Annotated in this window: 17 protein-coding genes, 1 tRNA gene and 1 riboswitch; of the genes, 3 read left to right on the forward strand and 15 right to left on the reverse strand. The window is 73.5% G+C overall.

The genetic code is table 11. From position 1 onward, the window contains the following. Nucleotides 1-13: 13 nt before the first annotated feature. Both ACGFZP_RS09980 and ACGFZP_RS09985 read right to left on the reverse strand, forming a co-directional pair. Nucleotides 14-1,516 carry an aminopeptidase P family protein gene (locus tag ACGFZP_RS09980; protein WP_392930511.1) on the reverse strand — a complete coding sequence of 501 codons (1,503 nt, stop codon included), beginning with the start codon at nucleotides 1,514-1,516 and terminating at the stop codon, nucleotides 14-16. A 120-nt stretch (nucleotides 1,517-1,636) separates the two neighbouring features. Then, the gene (locus ACGFZP_RS09985) at nucleotides 1,637-3,076 is read right to left on the reverse strand and encodes a PP2C family protein-serine/threonine phosphatase (protein ID WP_392930513.1); all 1,440 of its coding nucleotides are present in this window, start codon (nucleotides 3,074-3,076) and stop codon (nucleotides 1,637-1,639) included. Between the two features lie 659 nt (nucleotides 3,077-3,735). On the opposite strand from ACGFZP_RS09985, the gene ACGFZP_RS09990 reads away from it, so the two are divergent. Beyond that, nucleotides 3,736-4,374, forward strand: coding sequence for a bifunctional DNA primase/polymerase (locus ACGFZP_RS09990; protein ID WP_392930516.1), 639 nt, complete (start codon nucleotides 3,736-3,738; stop codon nucleotides 4,372-4,374). Nucleotides 4,375-4,778: 404 nt separating this feature from the next. On the opposite strand, the gene ACGFZP_RS09995 is transcribed toward ACGFZP_RS09990, so the two are convergent. The 4 genes from ACGFZP_RS09995 to ACGFZP_RS10010 form a co-directional block, all read right to left on the reverse strand. Next, entirely contained in the window at nucleotides 4,779-5,765 is a 987-nt protein-coding gene (locus tag ACGFZP_RS09995) for a DUF5926 family protein (RefSeq protein WP_392930518.1), read from the reverse strand. Nucleotides 5,766-5,888: 123 nt separating this feature from the next. Then, a complete protein-coding gene (locus ACGFZP_RS10000) occupies nucleotides 5,889-6,446 on the reverse strand; it encodes an ATP-binding protein (RefSeq protein ID WP_392931029.1) in 558 nt (185 codons plus the stop codon). Between the two features lie 315 nt (nucleotides 6,447-6,761). Further along, on the reverse strand, nucleotides 6,762-7,586 hold the full coding sequence (locus ACGFZP_RS10005; protein ID WP_392930521.1) for a glycerophosphodiester phosphodiesterase family protein: 825 nt from the start codon (nucleotides 7,584-7,586) through the stop codon (nucleotides 6,762-6,764). 83 nt (nucleotides 7,587-7,669) lie between these two features. After that, the gene (locus ACGFZP_RS10010) at nucleotides 7,670-9,010 is read right to left on the reverse strand and encodes a purine-cytosine permease family protein (RefSeq protein ID WP_392930523.1); all 1,341 of its coding nucleotides are present in this window, start codon (nucleotides 9,008-9,010) and stop codon (nucleotides 7,670-7,672) included. Between the two features lie 133 nt (nucleotides 9,011-9,143). Further along, nucleotides 9,144-9,292: riboswitch (TPP riboswitch) on the reverse strand. A 345-nt stretch (nucleotides 9,293-9,637) separates the two neighbouring features. Here ACGFZP_RS10010 and ACGFZP_RS10015 point away from each other — a divergent pair. Together ACGFZP_RS10015 and ACGFZP_RS10020 are read left to right on the forward strand one after the other, a co-directional pair. Then, entirely contained in the window at nucleotides 9,638-11,428 is a 1,791-nt protein-coding gene (locus ACGFZP_RS10015; RefSeq protein ID WP_392930526.1) for a S1C family serine protease, read from the forward strand. A gap of 58 nt (nucleotides 11,429-11,486) precedes the next feature. Further along, nucleotides 11,487-11,574 (forward strand) — tRNA-Ser (locus ACGFZP_RS10020). Nucleotides 11,575-11,712: 138 nt separating this feature from the next. Here ACGFZP_RS10020 and ACGFZP_RS10025 read toward each other — a convergent pair. The 9 genes from ACGFZP_RS10025 to ACGFZP_RS10065 all read right to left on the reverse strand — a co-directional run bounded on the left by ACGFZP_RS10025 (nucleotide 11,713) and on the right by ACGFZP_RS10065 (nucleotide 19,277). Beyond that, nucleotides 11,713-13,080: a tyrosine-type recombinase/integrase gene (locus tag ACGFZP_RS10025; protein WP_392930529.1), complete on the reverse strand. Its 1,368-nt coding sequence runs from the start codon at nucleotides 13,078-13,080 to the stop codon at nucleotides 11,713-11,715. 67 nt (nucleotides 13,081-13,147) lie between these two features. Further along, nucleotides 13,148-13,339: a helix-turn-helix transcriptional regulator gene (locus tag ACGFZP_RS10030; RefSeq protein ID WP_392930532.1), complete on the reverse strand. Its 192-nt coding sequence runs from the start codon at nucleotides 13,337-13,339 to the stop codon at nucleotides 13,148-13,150. A 256-nt stretch (nucleotides 13,340-13,595) separates the two neighbouring features. Continuing rightward, the gene (locus ACGFZP_RS10035; RefSeq protein ID WP_392930535.1) at nucleotides 13,596-15,578 is read right to left on the reverse strand and encodes a DUF3987 domain-containing protein; all 1,983 of its coding nucleotides are present in this window, start codon (nucleotides 15,576-15,578) and stop codon (nucleotides 13,596-13,598) included. 79 nt (nucleotides 15,579-15,657) lie between these two features. Next, nucleotides 15,658-16,101, reverse strand: coding sequence for a hypothetical protein (locus ACGFZP_RS10040; protein ID WP_392930537.1), 444 nt, complete (start codon nucleotides 16,099-16,101; stop codon nucleotides 15,658-15,660). Between the two features lie 117 nt (nucleotides 16,102-16,218). Beyond that, the gene (locus tag ACGFZP_RS10045; RefSeq protein WP_392930540.1) at nucleotides 16,219-16,545 is read right to left on the reverse strand and encodes a hypothetical protein; all 327 of its coding nucleotides are present in this window, start codon (nucleotides 16,543-16,545) and stop codon (nucleotides 16,219-16,221) included. Nucleotides 16,546-16,625: 80 nt separating this feature from the next. Then, on the reverse strand, nucleotides 16,626-17,612 hold the full coding sequence (locus ACGFZP_RS10050; protein WP_392930543.1) for a hypothetical protein: 987 nt from the start codon (nucleotides 17,610-17,612) through the stop codon (nucleotides 16,626-16,628). Beyond that, the gene (locus tag ACGFZP_RS10055) at nucleotides 17,612-18,019 is read right to left on the reverse strand and encodes a hypothetical protein (protein WP_392930546.1); all 408 of its coding nucleotides are present in this window, start codon (nucleotides 18,017-18,019) and stop codon (nucleotides 17,612-17,614) included. The genes ACGFZP_RS10050 and ACGFZP_RS10055 overlap by 1 nt, the downstream gene beginning before the upstream one ends. A 17-nt stretch (nucleotides 18,020-18,036) precedes the next feature. After that, on the reverse strand, nucleotides 18,037-19,146 hold the full coding sequence (locus tag ACGFZP_RS10060; RefSeq protein WP_392930549.1) for a hypothetical protein: 1,110 nt from the start codon (nucleotides 19,144-19,146) through the stop codon (nucleotides 18,037-18,039). Continuing rightward, a complete protein-coding gene (locus ACGFZP_RS10065) occupies nucleotides 19,143-19,277 on the reverse strand; it encodes a hypothetical protein (RefSeq protein WP_392930552.1) in 135 nt (44 codons plus the stop codon). Before ACGFZP_RS10065 ends, ACGFZP_RS10060 begins: the two co-directional genes overlap by 4 nt. Nucleotides 19,278-19,284 lie beyond the last annotated feature (7 nt).

Raw genomic sequence — 19,284 nt, forward strand, 5'->3', positions numbered from 1 at the left:
GGCTCGTCCGGGCTCAGGCGAGCGAGGCCATCCAGGCCTCGACGTCCTCCGCGCGGCGCGGCAGGCCGGCCGAGAGGTTCTCGTTGCCGTCGGCGGTCACCAGGATGTCGTCCTCGATCCGGACGCCGATGCCGCGGTACTCCTCGGGCACGGTCAGGTCGTCCTGCTGGAAGTACAGGCCGGGCTCGACGGTGAGCACCATGCCGGGGACCAGCAGGGCGTCGACGTGCTCCTCGGTGCGGGAGTGGGCGCAGTCGTGGACGTCCAGGCCGAGCATGTGGCCGGTGCCGTGCAGGGTCCAGCGGCGCTGGAGGCCCAGCTCCAGGACCTTCTCCACGTCGTACGCCGATGCGTCCAGCAGGCCCCAGGCGAGCAGGTGCTCGGTGAGGACGCGCTGCGAGGCTTCGTGGAAGTCGCGGAACCGGGCGCCCGGCCGCACCGCCGCGATGCCGGCCTCCTGGGACTCGTACACGGCCTGGTAGATCTTGCGCTGCAGGTCGTTGAACCGGCCGTCGATCGGCAGGGTGCGGGTGACGTCGGCGGTGTAGAGGGAGTGCGTCTCCACGCCGGCGTCCAGCAGCAGCAGCTCGCCGGGGCGGACGTCGCCGTCGTTGCGCACCCAGTGCAGGGTGGTGGCGTGCGGGCCGGCGGCGGCGATGGAGCCGTAGCCGACGTCGTTGCCCTCGACCCGGGCGCGGCGCCAGAAGGTGCCCTCGATCCAGCGCTCGGAGGTGGCGACGGCCTGCCCCAGCTCGCGGACCACGTCCGTGAAGCCCTTGACGGTGGCGGCGCAGGCCGCGCGCATCTCGCCGATCTCCCACTCGTCCTTGACCAGCCGCAGGCCGCTCAGGAACTCCTTCAGCTCGGCGTCCCGGTCCGCGTCGAGGACGTCCGCGAGGGCGCCCTCCAGGCCGGCGTCGTAGCCGCGCACGATCCGGGTCGGCGCACCGCCGGACGCGGCCAGCGCGGCCAGCTCCTCGGCGGCCTTGCGGACGTCCCGGGCGGGCAGTCCGAGCAGCAGCTCGGACTCGGCCAGGCTGTGCCGGCGGCCGACCCACAGCTCGCCGTAGCCGTCCAGCCAGAACTCGCCGTTCTCGCGGTTGGAGCGGGGCAGCAGGTAGAGGCCGAAGCTGTGGCCGCTGTCGCCGGTGGGCTCCGCGACCAGCACCGCGTCCTCGGTCTGGTCGCCGGTGAGGTGCACGTACTCGCTGGCGGCACGGAAGTCGTAGTCGGTGTCGTTGCAGCGCATCCGCAGGTTGCCGGCCGGGACCACCAGGCGCTCGCCGGGGAAGGCTGCGGAGAGCCTGGCACGGCGCTCGGCGGTGTACGGGGCCTGGGCGATGGGTTCGAGACCGCGCAGCTCGGTGTCGGCCCAGCCGGACTTCATCGAGGCGGCGAGTTCCTCGGAGACCTCGGAGTAGAGGCCGTTCCTGCGGCCGCCCCTGAACTTCGGTTCCTCGTCGCCCCCGGCCGCCTCGGGGTTCTCGGCCACCGCCGGGCTACGGTCCTCGGTCACGTACGTCGCCTCCTTGCGAGTCTTGCCGCCCCGGACGCGTCGGATCGCGACGCGCGTGGGCGGCCGTGCGTCCATGGTACGGACGCCCGGCCGCCGACCCCTGCGGGGTCATGACAGCGGCTACTCGAAGCGGGCGGCGAGCACCGTCAGGTCGTCGGTGGCCGGGCCGGTGCCCCGGTCCGGGCAGACGGCCAGCAGGTGGGCGCAGAGCCGGTCCGGGTCGATCCGCACGTCGCGCGGGGCGTCCGCGGCGGCCCGGCGCAGGTTGGCCTGCCCGGCGTGCAGGGTGGGGCCGCAGCGGCGGGCCAGGCCCTCGGTGTAGAGCAGCAGGGTGTCGCCGCGCCCGGCGGTCAGCTCGACTCCCGGGGCCTCCCAGCAGGACAGCATGCCGAGCGGCGCGGAGAGCGAGGTCTCCACGAACTCGGCGCCGTACCGGCCGACCAGCACCGGCGGGCAGTGCCCGGCCCCGGCCAGGGTGATCCGGCGCTCCTCCGGCTCCACCCAGGCGTAGACGGCGGTGGCGCTGCGGGCCGGCTCGGTGGTCTTCAGCAGCAGCTCCAGGTCACCGAGGACGGAGACCGGGTCCTCGCCCTCCAGGACGGCGTAGGCGCGCAGCGCCGCCCGGACCCGGCCCATCGCGGCGGCCGCGCCCGGGGCGCTGCCGGGGCCGGCGCCCGGGCCGTCCCCGGAGACGCTGCCGACGGTCAGCCCGACCGTGCCGTCCGGCAGCGGGATGGCGTCGTACCAGTCGCTGCCGACCGAGTCGTCCAGACCGGCCGGGTCGAGCCGGGCGGCCAGCCGCAGCCCGGCGAGCTGCGGGAGCCGGTCCGGCAGCAGGCCGCGGCGCAGCGCCTCGGTGGTGCGCCGGACCTTCTCCGCGTCCAGCTGCTTGGCCAGCAGGGGGGCGGCGACCCCGCAGTACCGGCGGGCCAGCTCGCGCTGGCGCTCGGTGGGCTCGGCGGGTTCGTCGTAGAACCAGAGGGCGGCGGCCAGCGGCCCGTCCTCCTCGGTGGCGAGCGGCAGGCCGTAGCAGCCGCCGAGGCCGAGGTGCCCGGCCAGCTCGCGCAGCCGGGTGCCGATGGCGGGGTCGTCGGCGAGGTCGCGGGACTGCAGCTGGACGGGCCGGTCGTGCTCGCGCAGCAGCCTGGCGACCAGGCTCTGCTCCGGGGGCACCGTCTCCAGCGCGCCGAGGCTGGCGCGGTCCAGGCCGAGGCCGATCGGCTGGCTGGGCCCGCCGCCGGGCAGCGCGGTGACCAGCAGCGCCCGGCGGGCCCCGAGCAGCGCGGAGCCGGACGCCAGGACGGTGTCCAGGGCGGCCGCGAGCCCGCGGGTGCGGGCGAGCTGTTCGGTGTGCGCGTACAGGCTGGTGAAATCGGACAGCCGTCCGGCCAAACGGTCCTGCACGCCGGCGGGGGGTGCACTGCGGCCGTCGGGGTGCTGCTCCTCGCCGGGGCCGGAGGCCGGGCCGGGGAGGCCTGGCGGGTCCAGCACCGAGAGCCCGCTGGAGGAACCGGTCTCGGCCGGATCCGAGGGCGTCGACGATGGGTGGGACTCGGTCATGCCGCCACTCCTGACGCGGTGGTACGGGTCATGCGGAACCCCCCGGGTACGGCCGATCGGAGCGAGCACGGCCGAACGGCGCGTTTCGCCTGGATTCGCTACTACTCGTCATTGATCGTCAGCAATGCCACCACTTCTACACAGGCCATTCGGGGCATGTCCAGATCCGTGACGGTGTGGGTGGCCGGTTCCGCCTCCCTCCGGAACCCGTCGGGGGCGCGCCCGGGGGCCGCGCACGCCCCGGCCGACGGCGGGGGCATGGAGCGGCCGAGAACGGGCAGAACCGTGAGGACGGGTCCGGCGGCCGCCCGGATCGTATGCTTTCGCCGCTCGTCGGCCGGGCTGGCCGGAAGTCACTCACTCGTACGGTGGAACCAATCGCGCCCGGGCGGCGTCCATCCGGTCGCATGCGGGATTCTCGTCCCAGGGCTGTTCTGATCTGCGGTCCTTTTCATGTCGTGCACCACACCGTGCTCCATGTTCGCCATGCCCGCCATGCCCCGCGATGCCTGTCACGCCCGCCATGTCCGTCATGCCTCGCCATGCCTGCCACGGCGTCCGCCATGCCCGTGCCTCCCCTGCGGCCCGCGCGGCGTTTCCCCCGCGGTGCGCCGGTGGGCCCGGAGCGACCCGAGCGGTCACGGAAAGGAACGAGCGCCATGCGTGAGAACCCGAAGGGCCGATCGACGGCCCGGGCCGCCCGGCTGGCTGCGGCCCTGGCCGCCGCCGTCGACCATCGCTGGCCCGTGGTCCCCGGCGCGCTGCTGAGAGCCGACGGCTGCTCCTGCGGTGACGCGGACTGCCCCGTCCCCGGCGCCCACCCGTACGACCCGCCGCTGCTCGCGGCCACCACCGACGCCCGGATGGTCCGCTGGTGGTGGGAGCGGCAGAGCCCGGACGCGCCGGTCCTGGCGGCCACCGGCGGGGCCGTCTCGGCGGTCAGCCTGCCCGCGGCGGCCGGCGCCCGGGCGATCGCCTACCTGGGCGCGCTGCGGCTGCCGCTCGGACCGGTGCTGGCGCTGCCGGGCCGCTACGCCCTGCTGGTCGCCCCCTACTCACTGGATGCGCTCGGCGAGATGCTCTCCCAACAGCCTTGGGTGCCGGGCTCGTTGCGCTATCACGGGCCGGGCGGCTTCCTGCCGCTGCCGCCCGGCGGCGGCGGCTCCGGTGCCCGGGTGCGCTGGGTGCTGGCGCCGCGGCCGGCGGCGGACGGCGGGGTGTGGCTGCCCCAGGTCGGGCCGCTGCTGGGCGAGTTGGTCGAGGCGACGGTGCAACTGGACGGCGGCCGCTCGTACTGATCCCGCGGTTCGTTTCCGGCGACTGCCCCGGGCCGTCGGCCCGGGGCAGTCGCCGTTCGGCCTTTGCCGTCCGGCGTGTTGGTCCGACGTGTTCGTCTGGTATTGATCGCGGCGGGGTGTCGATCGCGGCGGTGTTGATCCGGCGGTGATGATCGGGCCGGGCGCCTGGCCGTCGGTCAAGCCGGTGACCGGGACTGTGATCGGGCCGCAGATCCGGCCGGTCGGGAACGCCCGCCCGGAAAACAAAAGATCCGGCCGCTGGCGACGGGGGATGCACCAGCGACCGGACTCTTTAGACAGTAACAAGGATCCGCGTCCACGCCAATTTCCAAGACGCCCTGGCAGCCCGGAAATTGCGGCCTCCGGCGGTAATGTGACGCGTATCACGTGATCCCGGGTCGCCTTTAGTTCAAGGTGACCTGACGGTTCACCAGGTTCGCCCGGGCGCGACGCTCCTCCGCGGTGAGCGGGGTGGTGTCGGCGAGCGTCGCGGCGAGCCGCTCGGCGAACTCGGCGGCCGGCTTCTCACAGTCGGCGGCGGTCATCGTCACCGGCAGGTCCCAGACCGGGACGGTGAGGCCGTGCGCGCGGAACGAGCCGACCAGGCGGGTGTCCGGGCCGAGCGAGGACTGGTCGGCGGCCGTCAGCCGGGCCAGGGCGTCCAGCAGCTGCTCCTCCGGCACGGTCATCACCCAGCGCAGGTGGTTCTTGTCCGGCGTGCCGCACCAGTACGCGGCGTCCGCGGAGGCCAGCTTCTCGGTCGGGATGGCCGAGGCGTTGGCGCGCTCCAGCGAGGCGGCCACCTCGCCGGTGGCGGTCTCGGCGTCCTCCAGCCAGAACTCGAAGCCGGTGTGCACGGTCGGCGTGAAGGGCGCCTCGACGTCCAGCAGGTCCTGCAGGCGGCGGCCGCCCGGGACGGTCCGGCGGGCGGGGACGGGCGTACCCGGCTCGGTGGCCAGGGCCAGCTCCAGCGCGTCCGCCAGGTCGCGGCTGAGGTCGCCGGAGGCGGACTGGGTCTGCAGGCCGAGCAGGATCGAGCCGTCCTGGCGGCGCAGGGCCGGCCAGGCCAGCGGCAGGACGGTGGCCAGCGTCACGGACGGGACCTCGCCGTTGGCGCCCTCGGCCACCGCGGCGGCCAGCGTCAGCGGCGCGGTCGCGGCCGGCACCAGCTCACGCAGCGCCACCCAGTCGGCCTCACCCGGCAGCCCCTCGAACGGGCGGTGCACCAGCTCCTGCACGGCGTGCGAGGCCTCCCGGCCGTGGCATGCCTTGTACCGGCGGCCCGAACCGCAGGGGCAGTTCTCGCGGGCCCCGACCACGGGGATCTCGCCCGTGGCGGTGGTGGTGGACTGGCTGCGCTGCGGCGCCTTCTTGGCGGCCTTCTTGCCCATGGTGCGGCTCTCCCGGGGACGGTTGTGTTGTGCTCCGGGCAGCCTACTGACGTTCCCCCGGCGCGTGGGCACGCGCCGGGGCGGACCCGGGGCCGCAGGGCCCCGGTGGACAGGGGTGCGCCGTCAGGCGCTGCGGGCATCACCGCCGGTCCGTCTCGCATGGCGGGCCCGGGCGGGCAGCGCGGCCCACACCGTCACCTCGCCGGGCGCGTCGCGCACGCCCCAGTCACTCGACAACTGGTCGACGATGCTCAGACCCCGGCCGCCGCGCGAGCTCAGCGACGGACTGGCCGGCGACGGCCGGGTCTGCGCCCCGCCGTCGGTGACCTCCAGGGTGAGGATCCCGTCCGTGTGCATCTGCCAGCGCACCAGCACTCCGCCGGCGTCCTGCCCGGCATCGGCGGGGGCCGCGGACGCGCCGGTCGGCACACCGACCAGCACGCTGTCGACCACCTCCGCGCGGGCGCTGCGCCCGAGGGCGGGCAGCGGGCCGAGCGGCCGGGCATAACGACAGGCATTACTCAACAGTTCGGAAAGGATCAGAACAGCATCATCAATGACCGGCTCCGGTATCTCCCGGTCACCCAGATCTCGACGCAGTCGGCGCCGTGCGACCCCGACACTCGCTGGGCCGTGCGGCACTGCCATGGTCGATGAAGTCGGCACTTCACGCGCCACCATCAACGCCACCCCCGGACCTCCTTCAGCGTATGCCGAGGGATGGATGCCCCTTGGTAATGCGTCGGAAACGACCGCGGGCCGATCCCGCGCGGACATTTCAAGCCGTGCGACGCACGGTGCGCGACAGGTGATTCGGTGCTCACCCTGCGTTGTGAAAGCGCATAATTTCCGGCAAAGAACGTCGGCGAAACGTTTGATCCAGCCCCGGATCGATCGACCGGTCCGCTGGCCCGGCTCCAGTCGATCTGTGGGCGCCCTGGAGGCCGGGCACACCGGACGGGGGTGCCCGGCCCGGGTGGGAGCGCCCGGGCCGGCTCACCGGCCGAGCTGGGCCAGCACCTCCGCCGGGCGGTTGGTGATCAGCGCCGACACCCCGAGCTCCAGGCAGAGCTCCACGTCGGCCGGCTCGTCCACGGTCCAGACGTGCACCTGGTGGCCCAGCCCGCGCAGCCGCGTCACCAGCTCCGGCCGGGCCCGCACCAGGTCGATGCCGGGACCGGCGATCCGGGCCCCGCCCGGCAGCGGCGCACCCGGCCGCAGCCGGCCGCGCAGCGGCAGCGCGCTCTCGAACAGGAACACCCTCGGGTACTGCGGCGCGGCGGCGGCCACCCGGCCGAGCGCCAGCGCGGAGAAGCTCATGATGCGGGCCTGCGGGCGGTCGCCGTCCGGCGTACCGGTGATCTTGAACCGGTCCAGCATCCGCAGCAGCTCGGCCTCCACCCGGCCCCGGAAGCGGACCGGGTGCTTGGTCTCGATCGCCAGGTCCACCGGGCGCCCGCAGTCCGCGACCAGCTCCAGCAGGCTCTCCAGCCGCAGCACGCTCCGCAGCTCCGGGTCCGCGCTCGGCACGCCCGTCTTCCAGGCGCCGAAGTCGTGCGCCTCCAGCTGTGCCAGCGTCATCGCGGAGACCGTGCCCCGCCCGTCCGAGACCCGGCCGATCCGGCGGTCGTGGACGCACACCAGCTGCCCGTCGGCGGTCACCCGGACATCGCACTCGACGGCGTCGGCGCCCTCGTCGAGCGCCCGGCGGTAGGCGGCGAGGGTGTGCTCGGGCAGCGCGTGCGAGGAGCCGCGGTGGGCGATCACCTGGACGGGCGGCCCGGTGCGCGCCGTCGCCGGGGAGAGGTCAGGGCTGGTCACGCGTCCACGATAGGCGCCGGAGGTGACGCGAACGCGAAGACGGCCCCAACCTGCGGGGCCGTCTTCGGGTGCGGGCGCGGTGGTCAGCGCCGGCCGCGGGTCAGCGGGGTGAGCGCCAGGGTGGCCAGGGCGGGCACCAGGAAGCCGAACAGCGAGGCCGAGGTCCACTCCTGCGGCGTGAAGTGCAGCGCCTCCTGGAGGGACGTCCAGAAGTCCGTCCACCAGCCGGCGATCGCGGTCGGTGCGATCAGCTGGTAGACCGCGAAGCCGAGCGCCCACGGCAGCAGCATCAGCCAGCGGGAGGGCGCGTCGTCGGCGAGGTTCCAGCCGCGCCGGCCGGCGCCGAGGAAGTAGTCCACCGCCAGCACCGCGAACATCGGCACGAACACCGAGCCGATCAGGCCCAGGAAGGCGTAGTACGAGTCGGTGAACTCGGTGATCTGCAGTGCCAGCACGGTGATCAGCAGGCCGGTGGCGCCGGTCAGCACCCGGCGGTCGACCTTCGGCAGCAGGTTGTGGACCGACATCGCCGTCGAGTACACGTTGGCGAAGGACTGGTCGGTCTCGCGCAGCACCAGCACCAGCAGGAACGCCCAGCCGGCCCAGACCCCCAGGAAGGAGTCGAAGATCCGGGTCGCGTCGCCGCCGGACTGCAGCAGCGCGAAAAGGCCGAGCACGTAGCACCAGATCTGGGCGACGGTGTAGCCGGAGAAGCTCCCCCAGAACGCGGCGCGCGGGGTGCGCGAGTGCCGGGTGTAGTCGGCGGCCAGCGGCACGAAGGAGATCGAGACGGCGATCATCGCGTCGGTGGCCTTCAGGAAGCCGTGCCAGTTGCCCGCGCCCGGGTCGGGCACGCCCTGGCGGCCCAGCTGGACGGTGAAGTACACCATCGCGACCGCCACCGCCGCGGCCACGAAGCGGCGCAGTACGGCGATCGCCCCCAGCGGCCAGATGGTCAGCGCGGTGGTCACGGCGCCCGCCAGCACGACGAAGACCCAGCGGTAGCCCTCGGTGTGGGCGACGGTCTGCGCGCCCATCGCGATCACCAGCAGCTCGTACACGCCCCAGCCGAGGCACTGGACGATGTTCAGCACCGTCGGCACGTACGACAGGCGGGTCCCGAACAGTCCGCGCAGGTTGGCCATCGCGGGTGCGCCGGTGCGGGCGCCGATCAGTGCGGCCACGCCGAGCATCGCGGTGCCGACCACGGTGCCGGCCACGATCGCGGTCACGGCGGCGGCCAGGGACAGCTCGCTGCCCGGGGCGCCCAGCACGGTGGCGGCGGTGGTGAAGCCGATCAGGCTGACGCCGAGGTTCATCCAGAGCGCGAAGTGGTCCCGGAAGCGGAGCGTGCGCGGCGGCTCGGTGTCCAGCACCAGCGGGGCCTCGACCCGGCCCGCGGCCTGGTCGGGCCGGTCCAGCACCGAGGTCGCGGTCGCGGCGGGTGCACCGGCCGTGGAACCGGGCGCGCGGCCGTCGGCGTCCGAGTGAACGGTCGTGGACGGTTCGGGGAAACCCTTGGACGCGGACGCGCCCGAAGAAGAGGATGGCGAAGCAGGCGGCATGGCCGATACTCCCTACGCCGGCATTACCCGGACAGGTTCCGGCGGTCTGCGCCCCCTCGACGATCCGGCCACGGATCCCGTGACGTACCGTCGACCAGCGCACTCTCAGCCTGGTCGGTCCAAGCTCCCGCGTGTCAGTTTGGAGCGACAGGCTAACCGGCGGGGCGGTGAACGCCAAGGCCAGACGGCCTGCGGTCCGCATCGCGGGACGTCAGGGGTGTCCGTCGTGGACGGAGTGAACGGTGCGCCGGGGGGCACACCGGTCCGCCGTGCGGGGGCGTCCGGCCGGCCCGTCCGGCAGGTTCGTCCGGCAGGTCAGCGGTGCCGGTCCGTCCGGTTCGCCGAGCCGGTCTGCCTGGTTCGCCGTGCCGGTCTGTCTGGCCGGGCTAAGGATTCTTATGAGTTCTTCAGAGGGGTCCTTACGGCAATCGAATCGGGTGTGCGAAAAACTATGGTTCTTGGTCCTGTCAGCTATGGAGGTCGTCCGTGAGCACCGAGCGCGAGGTTGGGTCCACCGGGCCGCAGGGGGAGCAGCCCTCCGGCGGCCAGGGGGTGGTGGGCCCCGCTCATGACGGTCCGGCCCAGCAGGCCGAGCCTGCCGCCCCCGCCCCGGCGGCCGCTCCCGAGGCCCCTGCCACCGGCGGCTTCACGCCGACGCTGGCGTTCGGCAAGCTCAGCGCCCCGGAGCCGGTCGAGCCCCCGGCAGCCCCGGCGGCCCCGGTCGCTCCGGTCGCTCCGGTCGGGTCCGGGTACATCGACGCGCCGCCGCCCGTCCTGCCGCCGGCCCCGGTCGGACCCGTCGCCGCGGCGCCGGCACCCGTCGCCGCGGCGCCGGCACCCGTCGCCCCGGTGGCGCCCGCCGCGCCCGCGGTGCACGAGACCAACCCGTACGCGACGCCCGGAGCCCCGCTCGCCGCCGCCCCGCACGACCCGTACGGCCCCCCGCCGGTCCCCGGTGCGCCGGCTGCCCCGGCACACCCCCAGCACCCCTTCGGCGCGGGCCAGCCGCTCGGCGGCTGGGGCCTGCACGACGCCACGGCCGGCGGCGCGGCCGGTGCCGGTACGCCCGGCGGCCCCGGCTACCCGGGCGGCCCGCTCGGCTACCCGGCCGACTACCCCGGTGCGCCCGGCCCCGGCGGCCCCGGCGGCCCGGGCCGCAAGCGCGGCGGCCTGATCGCCCTGATCGCCGCCGTCGCCCTGGTCGCCGGTGTGGCCGGCGGCGCGGTCGGCGTGGCCGTCGCGGACCGCAACGACCGCAGCGTCAGCGCCGCGGACGACCACCGCAGCACCACCGTCCAGGCCAACAGCCCGCAGAAGAGCGAGCCCGTCCCCGGCTCCGTCGCGGGCATCGCGCAGAAGGCGCTGCCGAGCGTCGTCACCATCAAGGCGCAGGGCAACGGCGAGTCCGGCACCGGCACCGGGTTCGTCTTCGACACCCAGGGCCACATCCTGACCAACAACCACGTGGTCGCGCCCGCGTCCAACGGCGGCAAACTGACCGTCAAGTTCGCCGACGGAAGCACCTACGGCGCCTCCGTGCTGGGCCGCGCCGAGGGCTACGACGTCGCCGTCGTCAAGCTCGACGACACGCCGAAGGGCAAGCTCACCCCGCTCCCGCTGGCCGACTCCGACAAGGTCAACGTCGGCGATGCCACCATCGCCATCGGTGCCCCGTACGGCCTGGAGTCCACCGTCACCACCGGCATCATCAGCGCCAAGGACCGCCCGGTCGCCTCCGGCGACGAGACCGGTGCCCAGTCCTCGTACATGAACGCCCTGCAGACCGACGCCTCGATCAACCCGGGCAACTCCGGCGGCCCGCTGCTCGACGCCGGCGGCGCGGTGGTCGGCATCAACTCGGCGATCCAGTCCAACACTTCAAGCACCGGCCGGGCCGGCAGTATCGGCCTGGGCTTCGCCATCCCGATCAACCAGGCCAAGTGGGTCGCCGAGACCCTGATCCAGAGCGGCGAGCCGGTCTACGCCCAGCTCGCCGTCCTGCGCAACGACGACTACAAGGGCGAGGGCGCCCAGATCTCCACCCGCGACATCCAGGGCACCCCCGCCGTCACTCCCGGCGGCGCCGCCGACAAGGCCGGCCTCAAGCCCGGCGACGTCATCACCAAGCTCGGCGGCAGCCCCATCGAGAACGGCCCCGCCCTGGTCAGCAAGATCTGGACCCACAAGCCCGGCGAGACCGTCGACGTCGAGTACACCCGCAACGGCCAGACCGCCAAGACCAAGGTCACCTTCGACAAGCGCGTCGGAGACAAGTAACCGACCCGATAACCATGTGCACCGAACCCCGCCGGACCCGTTAGGCTGACCTCCGCCTGGAGAGCTGCCCGAGCGGCCTAAGGGAACAGTCTTGAAAACTGTCGTGCGGTGACCCCGTACCGTGGGTTCGAATCCCACGCTCTCCGCTGGTGGTGAAAGCCCAGATCAGGGCGGGTATCGGCAACTTGCCGATACCCGCCCTTTTCGATTCCGTCCCGGGGTGTCCCACCCGGATGCCCCTCCGGACCACCCTGTGTGGAACGCCTGTGGAACGGATCAGGGCCCTACGCGGCAGGCTCTTCGCCGTCGAGGAACCGCTCGATCAGGGTATTTGCGCGCTCCTGACGCCCGTTGATGACCTTCGCGTAGAACCGGAGCAGGACGGCCACGCTGTGCCCCGCCCGCCGGGCCACCTCGGTCTGGTCGACGCCGGCCGCCAGCCACCCGGAGACGGCCGTGTGGCGGCAGGAGTACGGCACCTCGGCGAGCTTGGTCGTCACCTCCCTCGGGGTAAGGGCGATCTCCCGGGCCTGCTTCCAGACGGCCGCGGTCTCCTTGGTCAGCAGCCGCCCGCCCCGCGCCGCCCGGAACAGTCGGCCGTCCGGCGCCACCCCGTACGCGGCGACGTGCTCACGGAGCAACTGGACCAGCACGGGCGGGATCGGCACCTCCCGGGTGGCGTTCCGGGCCCGCCGCTTCAGGGCGCGCTCCTCGTGCGACTGCCCGTCGTTCGTCCAGCGCGACCCGACCCGGGGCGAGCTGCTGCCGAGCACCAGCTCGCCCCACCCGCTCTCCGGCAGGCTGCAGTCCGCCAGCCGCAGGTTCGTCGCCTCGGCCGGCCGCGTGGCGGCGTACAGGATGCACCCGTAGAACGCCCGCAAGTGCTGGCCCCGGGCCGAGACCTGCCCGGCGGCCTCTAGCAACGTGCGGCCCTGCCCCGGGCTGGGCACCCACCGGAAGTCGATCTCGTCGCTCGTGGCCGGCGGTGTCCAGTCGACGAACTGGAGCGGGTTGCTGGGCAGTCGCCGACGTTCCACCGCGTACCGCAGGGCGTTGTTGAACACCATCCGTTTCCGGGCGAGCGTGGTGTCCGCGGCGACGCTTCCGTCCATCAGCCGGGCGATGGCCTCCAGGCCGAGGCGAACGTTCTCGGAGTCGTCCAACTCGTCGAGGGGGATGGACTTCTTGGTCACCCAGGCGAGGGCCGAGGTGATCTCCTCGGGTGGCTCGGCCAGGTGCTCGGAGAAGTTGAACGCCCAGCAGGAGAGCGCGCGGCGGAGCACCTTCCGCTCGGGCCTGCTGCGACGGTCCGTCACCAGAGCCTCGGTGAGCGTGGCCAGGGCATCCGCCCGGGTGGCGCGGTTCTTCGCCGACGAGCGCGGCCACTTCGCCTCGGCGTACTCCTTGGCGTGGGCGAACCACGTCACCTGGTTCAGCTTCCGGAACTCGGACGCGGGCAGGCCGGTCTCGGTCTCGAACTGCTCGCCCTTGCGCATGGCGGTCAGCAGTTCCGCCCGCCTGCCGTCGGCGAGCGGGAAGGTCGTGAAGGTCGCGGAGTGGGGGTTCTTCCCTACCCGCCAACGGAGTTGGTGCGGCCGCCGACCGCGTCCGAGATCGCGGATGGTGTGAATCTGGACGTCGTAGGTGAGCAAATCGGGCTCCAGAACGAGAGCAGCCCCGGCCGTTCGGCCGGGGCTGCGAAGAGGAAGCGGGACGGGGTCAGGCGGCGTTCTGCTCCTGCGCGGCCCACCAGGCGTCGAGATCGCTCCGGCGCACGCGGATCTGCTGGTTGGGGAGCTTGATGAGCTTCGGTGCCTTCCCGCGGGCGACCATGCGGTAGAAGGCGGAGCGGGACATCTCCAGCTCTTCGAGCACCTCGGCGAGCTTGAGCTTCGGGTCCTGCGTGGGCATGGCGGCGACTCCATTGGCGAGTGCGAATGGTGGTTGCGGTGCGTTACTGGCCCTCTCGTGGACGGAGGCGGAGGGCGGAAGCCGTCAGGGATGTCAGGGAAAATCACTGACCTGCGAGTTTGGCTCCTGGCGGGCCGTCAGGGATTGTCAGGGATGTCAGGGAAACTCCGCTTTCCCCTGACAAACCTGACGTGCCCTGACAGGCCGTCCGGCGACGTTGTGGCTGGTCAGGGATTTCCCCTGACATCCCTGACGGTTACGGGGCTTCGGCCCCGCCCGTGGGGGTGCTCACGGCCGGGTGGACACGGAACGTGACGGCCGGGGTGCGGCCGCGCTGGCCGCCAGCGGGCGGCTGGTCGGTGCGGAGCCAGCCGTGCTGTTCGAGCAGGGCGAGGGCCGGTTCGACGTCGGCGACCTTCTTGAAGCGGCGGCTGCTGGCGACGGCGTCGTGGGCCTTGATGTGGGTGCGGTGGGTGCCGTCCTTCTTCGGGCGCCGGAGCCACTGGAGGAGGGCGTGGGCGTCCTCGGTGGCGGGGTCGGCGGCGATGAGGTCGAACACGGCGAGGGTGTGCGCGGTGTAGTACTCGGCGATCTCGGCGGCCCGGTCGACGGTGGCGGCCTCGACGGGCGCGCGCCAGTCGCCGTTGACGTGGTCGGCGAGGTGGAGCAGGACGGCGACGCGGGCGATGTGGCCGACCAGCTTGCCCGCCCAGTCCTTGATGTGGGCGAGAGGCTCGTCCGGGCGGAGCTGGACCTCGAACTTCTCCTGCAGCTTCTCCACGGCGAGGTCGGCGGCCTCGGTCATCTTGACGGTGACCGGTTCGTCGAGGGCGGTGAGCATGTGCAGGAGCGCGGTGAGGCGCAGATCGTAGGCGGAGGCGACCTGCTCCGGAACGGGCGTGGTGCGGATCTTGCGGTAGCCGAGGTTGGACGGCGGCAGGGAGTACAGGAAGCGGGCGAGCAGGCCCCGGTCCCGGGCGCCGGGGGCGGCGCCGAGCTCCTGCAGCACGGCGGGCTGCGGGGTGACACCGATCGTCAGCGCGGGCTTGTCGACGGTGGGCTGCTCGCGGGTGATCCGGTCGGCCTGCAGTCGCTCGCCCTTGTGGGCCTGGAGGAACACGCCGAGGTTGGGCTTGCTGCTGTAGCGGCCGACGATGCTGTCGAACAGGTCGCCCTCGGGGGAGAGCGCGGCCAGGCATCGGTGCACGCCGAGCTGGTGGGTGACGGTCTCCGGGGTGATGTCCCCGGACAGGGTGAGGCGTGGGCTGGGCGGTACCACGATCTCGTCGGCCAGCATCCGGGCGCCGGCGATCTCGGCGACCAGGTGCGCGCGGTCGAGGTCGGGATTCTTGCGAGCCTTGGCCATGAGCGCGTCGACCTCGGCGAGCGCGGTCTCCTTGGCGGTCTCGGCCTCGATGATCCGGGCCCGGGCGTCGGCGCGGAGCTCGTCCTCGACGCGGTAGATCGGTGCGGTCATGGTCGCGAAGACGTCGGACTTGCGGCTGGCCGGGGGCATCGCGCACACCAGGTAGAGGTTGGACTGCTCGCGCCAGCCGGGCCGGATCTCCACGCCGACCCGGCCGCCGGCGGCCGTCGAGAGCGCGGCGAGGGACATGGTGGCGGCCATGTCGGGCGGGGTCTGGGTGAACTCCGCGACCGCCTCTACGTAGGCGCCGACCCACTTCGGGAGGGCGTGGACGGGGAAGGTCGGCAGCGTGCCGTGGGAGCCGAGCGGGACGGGGTCGAGCCAGCTCTCGCCAGTGGCGAGGTCGGCGAGCGCGGCCAGGGCGGCGGCGCGCACGTCGTCCAGGTCGGCCTGGCCGTCGCCGGCCATGTGGGCCAGGCGGCTGGTGGCGGTGTTGATCCGGCGGCGCTCGGCGGCGACGCGCACGATCTCGGCGTAGTAGTCGCCGTTCGCCGCGGTCGGGGTGGCCTCGACGCAGGCGTGCAGGTAGCCGGGGCCGCCGATGCGCCCGAGGTCGCCCTGCGCGCGCAGGACGCCGGTCAGCAGCAGCGGGTCCACCGGCCGCTCGCCGTCGGCCATGCGGGTGATGGTGCGCCAGATGGTCTCGTGCGCGGGGTGGTAGAACGCGCCGGGGTCGCCGAGCTGGGCGGCGAGCGCGGGGATCTGGACGGGGTCGAGCAGGGCTGCGCCGATGACGGCCTGTTCGGCGGCCTTGACCTCGGCGGGTTCGGGCCGGAACGGGATCACGTTCGGGTGCGCGGGCTCGGTGCTCAACGAAGCTCCTTTCGTGCGGAGCAGGGCGGCCCGAGCCACGGAAGACGTCGGGCGCGGACCGCCCAACGGTTGTGGGAGGTCAGATGTCGAGCGGGACCTGGTCGTCGTCCTCGGTGGACCGGGCCGCGGCAGCCAGCTCCGCCACCGCCGGGTAGGCAGTGGCCGAGGCCTCCTCGTCGTGCAGGGGCAGCTCGGTGGCCCGATCGGTCAGGAGGGCGTGGACGGCGGCGGCGATGCTGGCGGGGGTGGCGATCAGGGCGAGGACCAGGGGCTGCTCGTTGGAGAGACGGCCGTCGCTGGTGCCGCGCATCCACAGCCAGCCGGTGACCTGGTTCCAGAACAGGCCCAGGCCGTGCGGGTGGCCGGCGGCCTTGGCGCGGTCGTTGTCGAGCTGGATGAAGATCTCGGCGAGCATCTGCTTGCCGTCGTCGTTGCAGTACTGGGCGAACGACTCGGTGCGGTCGGCGCTGGCGCCGAGCGCGGTCAGGACGTCCTGGAAGTACAGGGCGTGAGGGTCGGCCATGTGCTTTTCCCTTCAGGGAGGTTCGGATCCGGTCTGTCCGGTCCCCGCGCCGCCCGCGCCCCCGGGCCGTCGGCTGCGGCGGGGGTGCGGACGGCACGGCCGGCCGGGCGGGCCGGGTCAGTCCTGGTCGGTCTCGCAGGCGCCGTCGCAGTCGTAGAAGCCGCAGCCGCCGCACTCGGGGCAGCGGTCGTGGTCGACGGTGACGAGGTCGTAGGCGTCGTCGTCCCAGACCTCGTCCTCGTAGCCGCCTCCGGTGCCGTGGCAGCCCTCGCACGTCTCGGTGTGACCGGGCTGCGGGCCGGCGGCCCCCTCCTCCTCGGCGCGGCGCTGTTCGTCGGCGACGTCGAGGGCGATCTCGTACGCCTTCTCCTCGGCGTGGGTCGGTCCGTCGATGTCGTAGCAGTCGTTCCAGGTGTCGTACGGGTCGTCGTGCTCGGTGGTCATTCGGGTCTCTTTCGGGCGGGGCCGGCCCGGCCGGCCTCCCGCTCGGCGCGGGTGCCGCGCTGCTGGACCGGGCCGGTGGTTCAGGCGGCGGTGGTGCGGCCGACGATGATCGTCCGCGCTGGGTTGTCGGGGTCGGCCCGCATGACGAACCCCTCTCGGGTGGACCACTCCCGGGTGTTGTTGGCGTTGGCGTTGGCACTCTGACCTGGGCCAACGTTGGCAACAGCGGGGGTCTCGGAGGGGGAGGGGAGCGGGGGCACGTCCTGGTGGTGGACGCCGGGCCCGTTGCCGTCCGGGGTGCGGACCCCCTCGCGGACCGGGACGCGGGCCTGGGAGAGGAGCGCGCGGACGGCCTTGGTGGAGCCCGTCCAGGAGGGGTGGGCGGCGCCCAGATCGGCGGCCAGCCGGGTCAGCAAAACGGAGCTGCCGGAGGCCGTCAGGGAGGCGGTCAGGGAGTGCACCTCGACGGGGGTCGGGACGGTCTCCTCGGGGGCCTCGACGGGGTCCTCCCCGGCGGGCTCTTCCTCGACCACGGGCACCGGCCCGTCCTGCTCCTCCTGGCCCTCGGCCGGGGCGGCCTCGCCGCGGGCGGGGGCGTGGATGAGGGCGGCGATCCACCAGACCCCGAGGAGGACACCGATCCCGGGCTGGATCCAGGGGCGGGCGAGGGACCAGACCAGCGGGCCGCCGACGATCAGCAGCAGGGCTGCCGCGCCGGCGGTGTCGCCGAGCTTGCTGCGGGTCTCCTTGCGGGCGGCCTTGGCCTGCTCCAGCTCGACCTGGCGGGCCGTGACCTGCGCGGCCTCCCGGGCCTGGAGCATCGCTGCGCGCTTGACCGGGTCCGCCTCCGAGACGAGCTTGCGGGTGAAGGCGGCCTCGGCGGCCTCGGTGGCCTCGGCGGTGATCTCGTCCCGCTTGGCCTTCAGGGCGGCGGCCTCGGCGCGGCGCTCGCGCTGGGGAGCCATCAGCTTGCGGACGAGGACGGGCGTGCCCGCGGCGAGGCCGGTGACCGGGTAGAGCAGGGTGGCGCTCAACTTCTCGGTGGGGAAGATCTTCTCGTCGGTCATCAGCTGATGACCGAGGTGATGAGGCCGCTGATGACGGACGCGGGGATGGCCCAGAGTCCGCCGGCGGCGGCGAACAGGCTCGGGGTGATCGCGCCGCAGATGGCGTCTTTCCATGCCTTGGGCTTGAGCCCGAACACCGCGATCGTCAGCAGCGCTGCGGTCGCGCCGGTCTCCCACTGCCCGAGGGCAGGGTTGCCCTGGAAGGAGGTGCTCAGCTGCTGGCCGACGCCAGCGAGCTGCTTGAAGGCGGTGCCCGCGTTGGCGCTCAGGAGGCCGATGCCGAACGCCCAGTAGGGGACGTGATCGGGGTCGACGTTGATCTTGCCCTTGCCGCGAATGCCGACGTAGAGGTACATCGTGGTGACGGTGGCGGCGCCGCCGGTGCCCAGCGCGATGATGCTGCTCATGCTGTGTCTCCTGGTCTTCAGTGGAGGGGGATGGCGGCGAGGACGGGACCGAGGCCGAGCGCGACGGCGAGGCCGGATGCGACCGGGACGCGCAGGGCGACGAGGGTGATCAGGGGCCAGGGGCCGCGAACCTCGGAGACGCGCTGGCGGCCCCGGTCGCGGACCTGGAGCTCCAGGGCCCAGCCGAAAGCGGCCAGGAGCAGGCCGACGAAGGGGCCGCCGGGGGTGATCAGCGCGACCAGGCCGGTCGCGTAGCCGCCGGTGGCGCTGATCGCGGTGAGCACGCACCAGCGCCGGAAGCGGCGGGTGCGGTCGGACGGGCCGGCGGTGCGGGCGGCGCGGCGGCGCTGGCGGCGGGCCCGGGTGCGTGCCTCGCGCTGGTCGGCGAGCTGCTGCTCGCGGTGGCGGCGGGTGCGCTGCTCGGGCGTCTCCCCTGCGGCGGCCAGGGCGGCGTCCTCCCGGGCGCGGGCCCGCTGCCGGTGCAGCTCCTGCTCGGCCTGACGCCGGGCGGTCCGCTCCTCCGGGGTCTCGCCGATCCGATCGGCGAGCAGGTCGACCATGCCGACCAGGTCGTCGCGGTGCTGACCGGGCGCGAGCAGCTGCTCGACGCGGTGGCGCTCGGCCCGCTGCTCGGTGCTCTCACCGGCGGCGGCGAACTGGCTGTCCCGCACAGCGCGCTGAGCGGCGACGACGGCCTCGTACTGGACCTGCTCCCGGGCGTGGCGCTGGGCCTCGGTCTCGGTCATCAGCTGGGTGACCTGCTGCCCGACCTGCTCGGCGATGTGGGGCACCTGCTGGGTGAGGATCTGGCCGACGGGGGCCCAGAACGCGGCCGCGGCGGCCTCGAAGGAGGGGCGGGTGGGCTGGTCGCCGCCGAGCGGGACCGGGGTGTGCACGACGGGCCCGGACTTGCGCCACCACTCGTCGACCACCGGCTGCCCGGTGCCGGCCGGAGCGGCGGGCGGGGCCTGGGGCGGCACCGTCGGCATCGGCGGCACGGAGGGTTGCGGCGAAACCGGCGCGGTGGCCGGCGCGGCGGGTCCGGCGGGGGTGGGGCCGAGGGTGACGAGCCGCTGCAACAGGTCGGCCAGGTCGTCGTCCCAGTCGCCGTTCTGGGGGGTCGTCATCGGTTCCACCCCCGGCGGATCAGCTCGCAGATGGCGCCGCAGACGATCGAGGCGTTGAGGAGGATGAAGAACACGTTCAGGACGTCCAGCAGGTAGCGCACGGAAGCTCCCAGGTCAGAGAGGGTGCGCACCCCGCAC

Source organism: Kitasatospora sp. NPDC048239, assembly GCF_043202015.1.
GTDB lineage: Bacteria > Actinomycetota > Actinomycetes > Streptomycetales > Streptomycetaceae > Kitasatospora.

What these genes read in the sequence shown, in the direction of transcription:
- ACGFZP_RS09985 (WP_392930513.1), bottom strand. Translation starts at nt 3,076, where the DNA reads ATGACCGAGTCCCACCCATCGTCGACGCCCTCGGATCCGGCCGAGACC.
- ACGFZP_RS09990 (WP_392930516.1), top strand. Translation starts at nt 3,736, where the DNA reads ATGCGTGAGAACCCGAAGGGCCGATCGACGGCCCGGGCCGCCCGGCTG.
- ACGFZP_RS09995 (WP_392930518.1), bottom strand. Translation starts at nt 5,765, where the DNA reads ATGGGCAAGAAGGCCGCCAAGAAGGCGCCGCAGCGCAGCCAGTCCACC.
- ACGFZP_RS10000 (WP_392931029.1), bottom strand. Translation starts at nt 6,446, where the DNA reads ATGGTGGCGCGTGAAGTGCCGACTTCATCGACCATGGCAGTGCCGCAC.
- ACGFZP_RS10030 (WP_392930532.1), bottom strand. Translation starts at nt 13,339, where the DNA reads ATGCCCACGCAGGACCCGAAGCTCAAGCTCGCCGAGGTGCTCGAAGAG.
- ACGFZP_RS10040 (WP_392930537.1), bottom strand. Translation starts at nt 16,101, where the DNA reads ATGGCCGACCCTCACGCCCTGTACTTCCAGGACGTCCTGACCGCGCTC.
- ACGFZP_RS10045 (WP_392930540.1), bottom strand. Translation starts at nt 16,545, where the DNA reads ATGACCACCGAGCACGACGACCCGTACGACACCTGGAACGACTGCTAC.
- ACGFZP_RS10050 (WP_392930543.1), bottom strand. Translation starts at nt 17,612, where the DNA reads ATGACCGACGAGAAGATCTTCCCCACCGAGAAGTTGAGCGCCACCCTG.
- ACGFZP_RS10055 (WP_392930546.1), bottom strand. Translation starts at nt 18,019, where the DNA reads ATGAGCAGCATCATCGCGCTGGGCACCGGCGGCGCCGCCACCGTCACC.
- ACGFZP_RS10060 (WP_392930549.1), bottom strand. Translation starts at nt 19,146, where the DNA reads ATGACGACCCCCCAGAACGGCGACTGGGACGACGACCTGGCCGACCTG.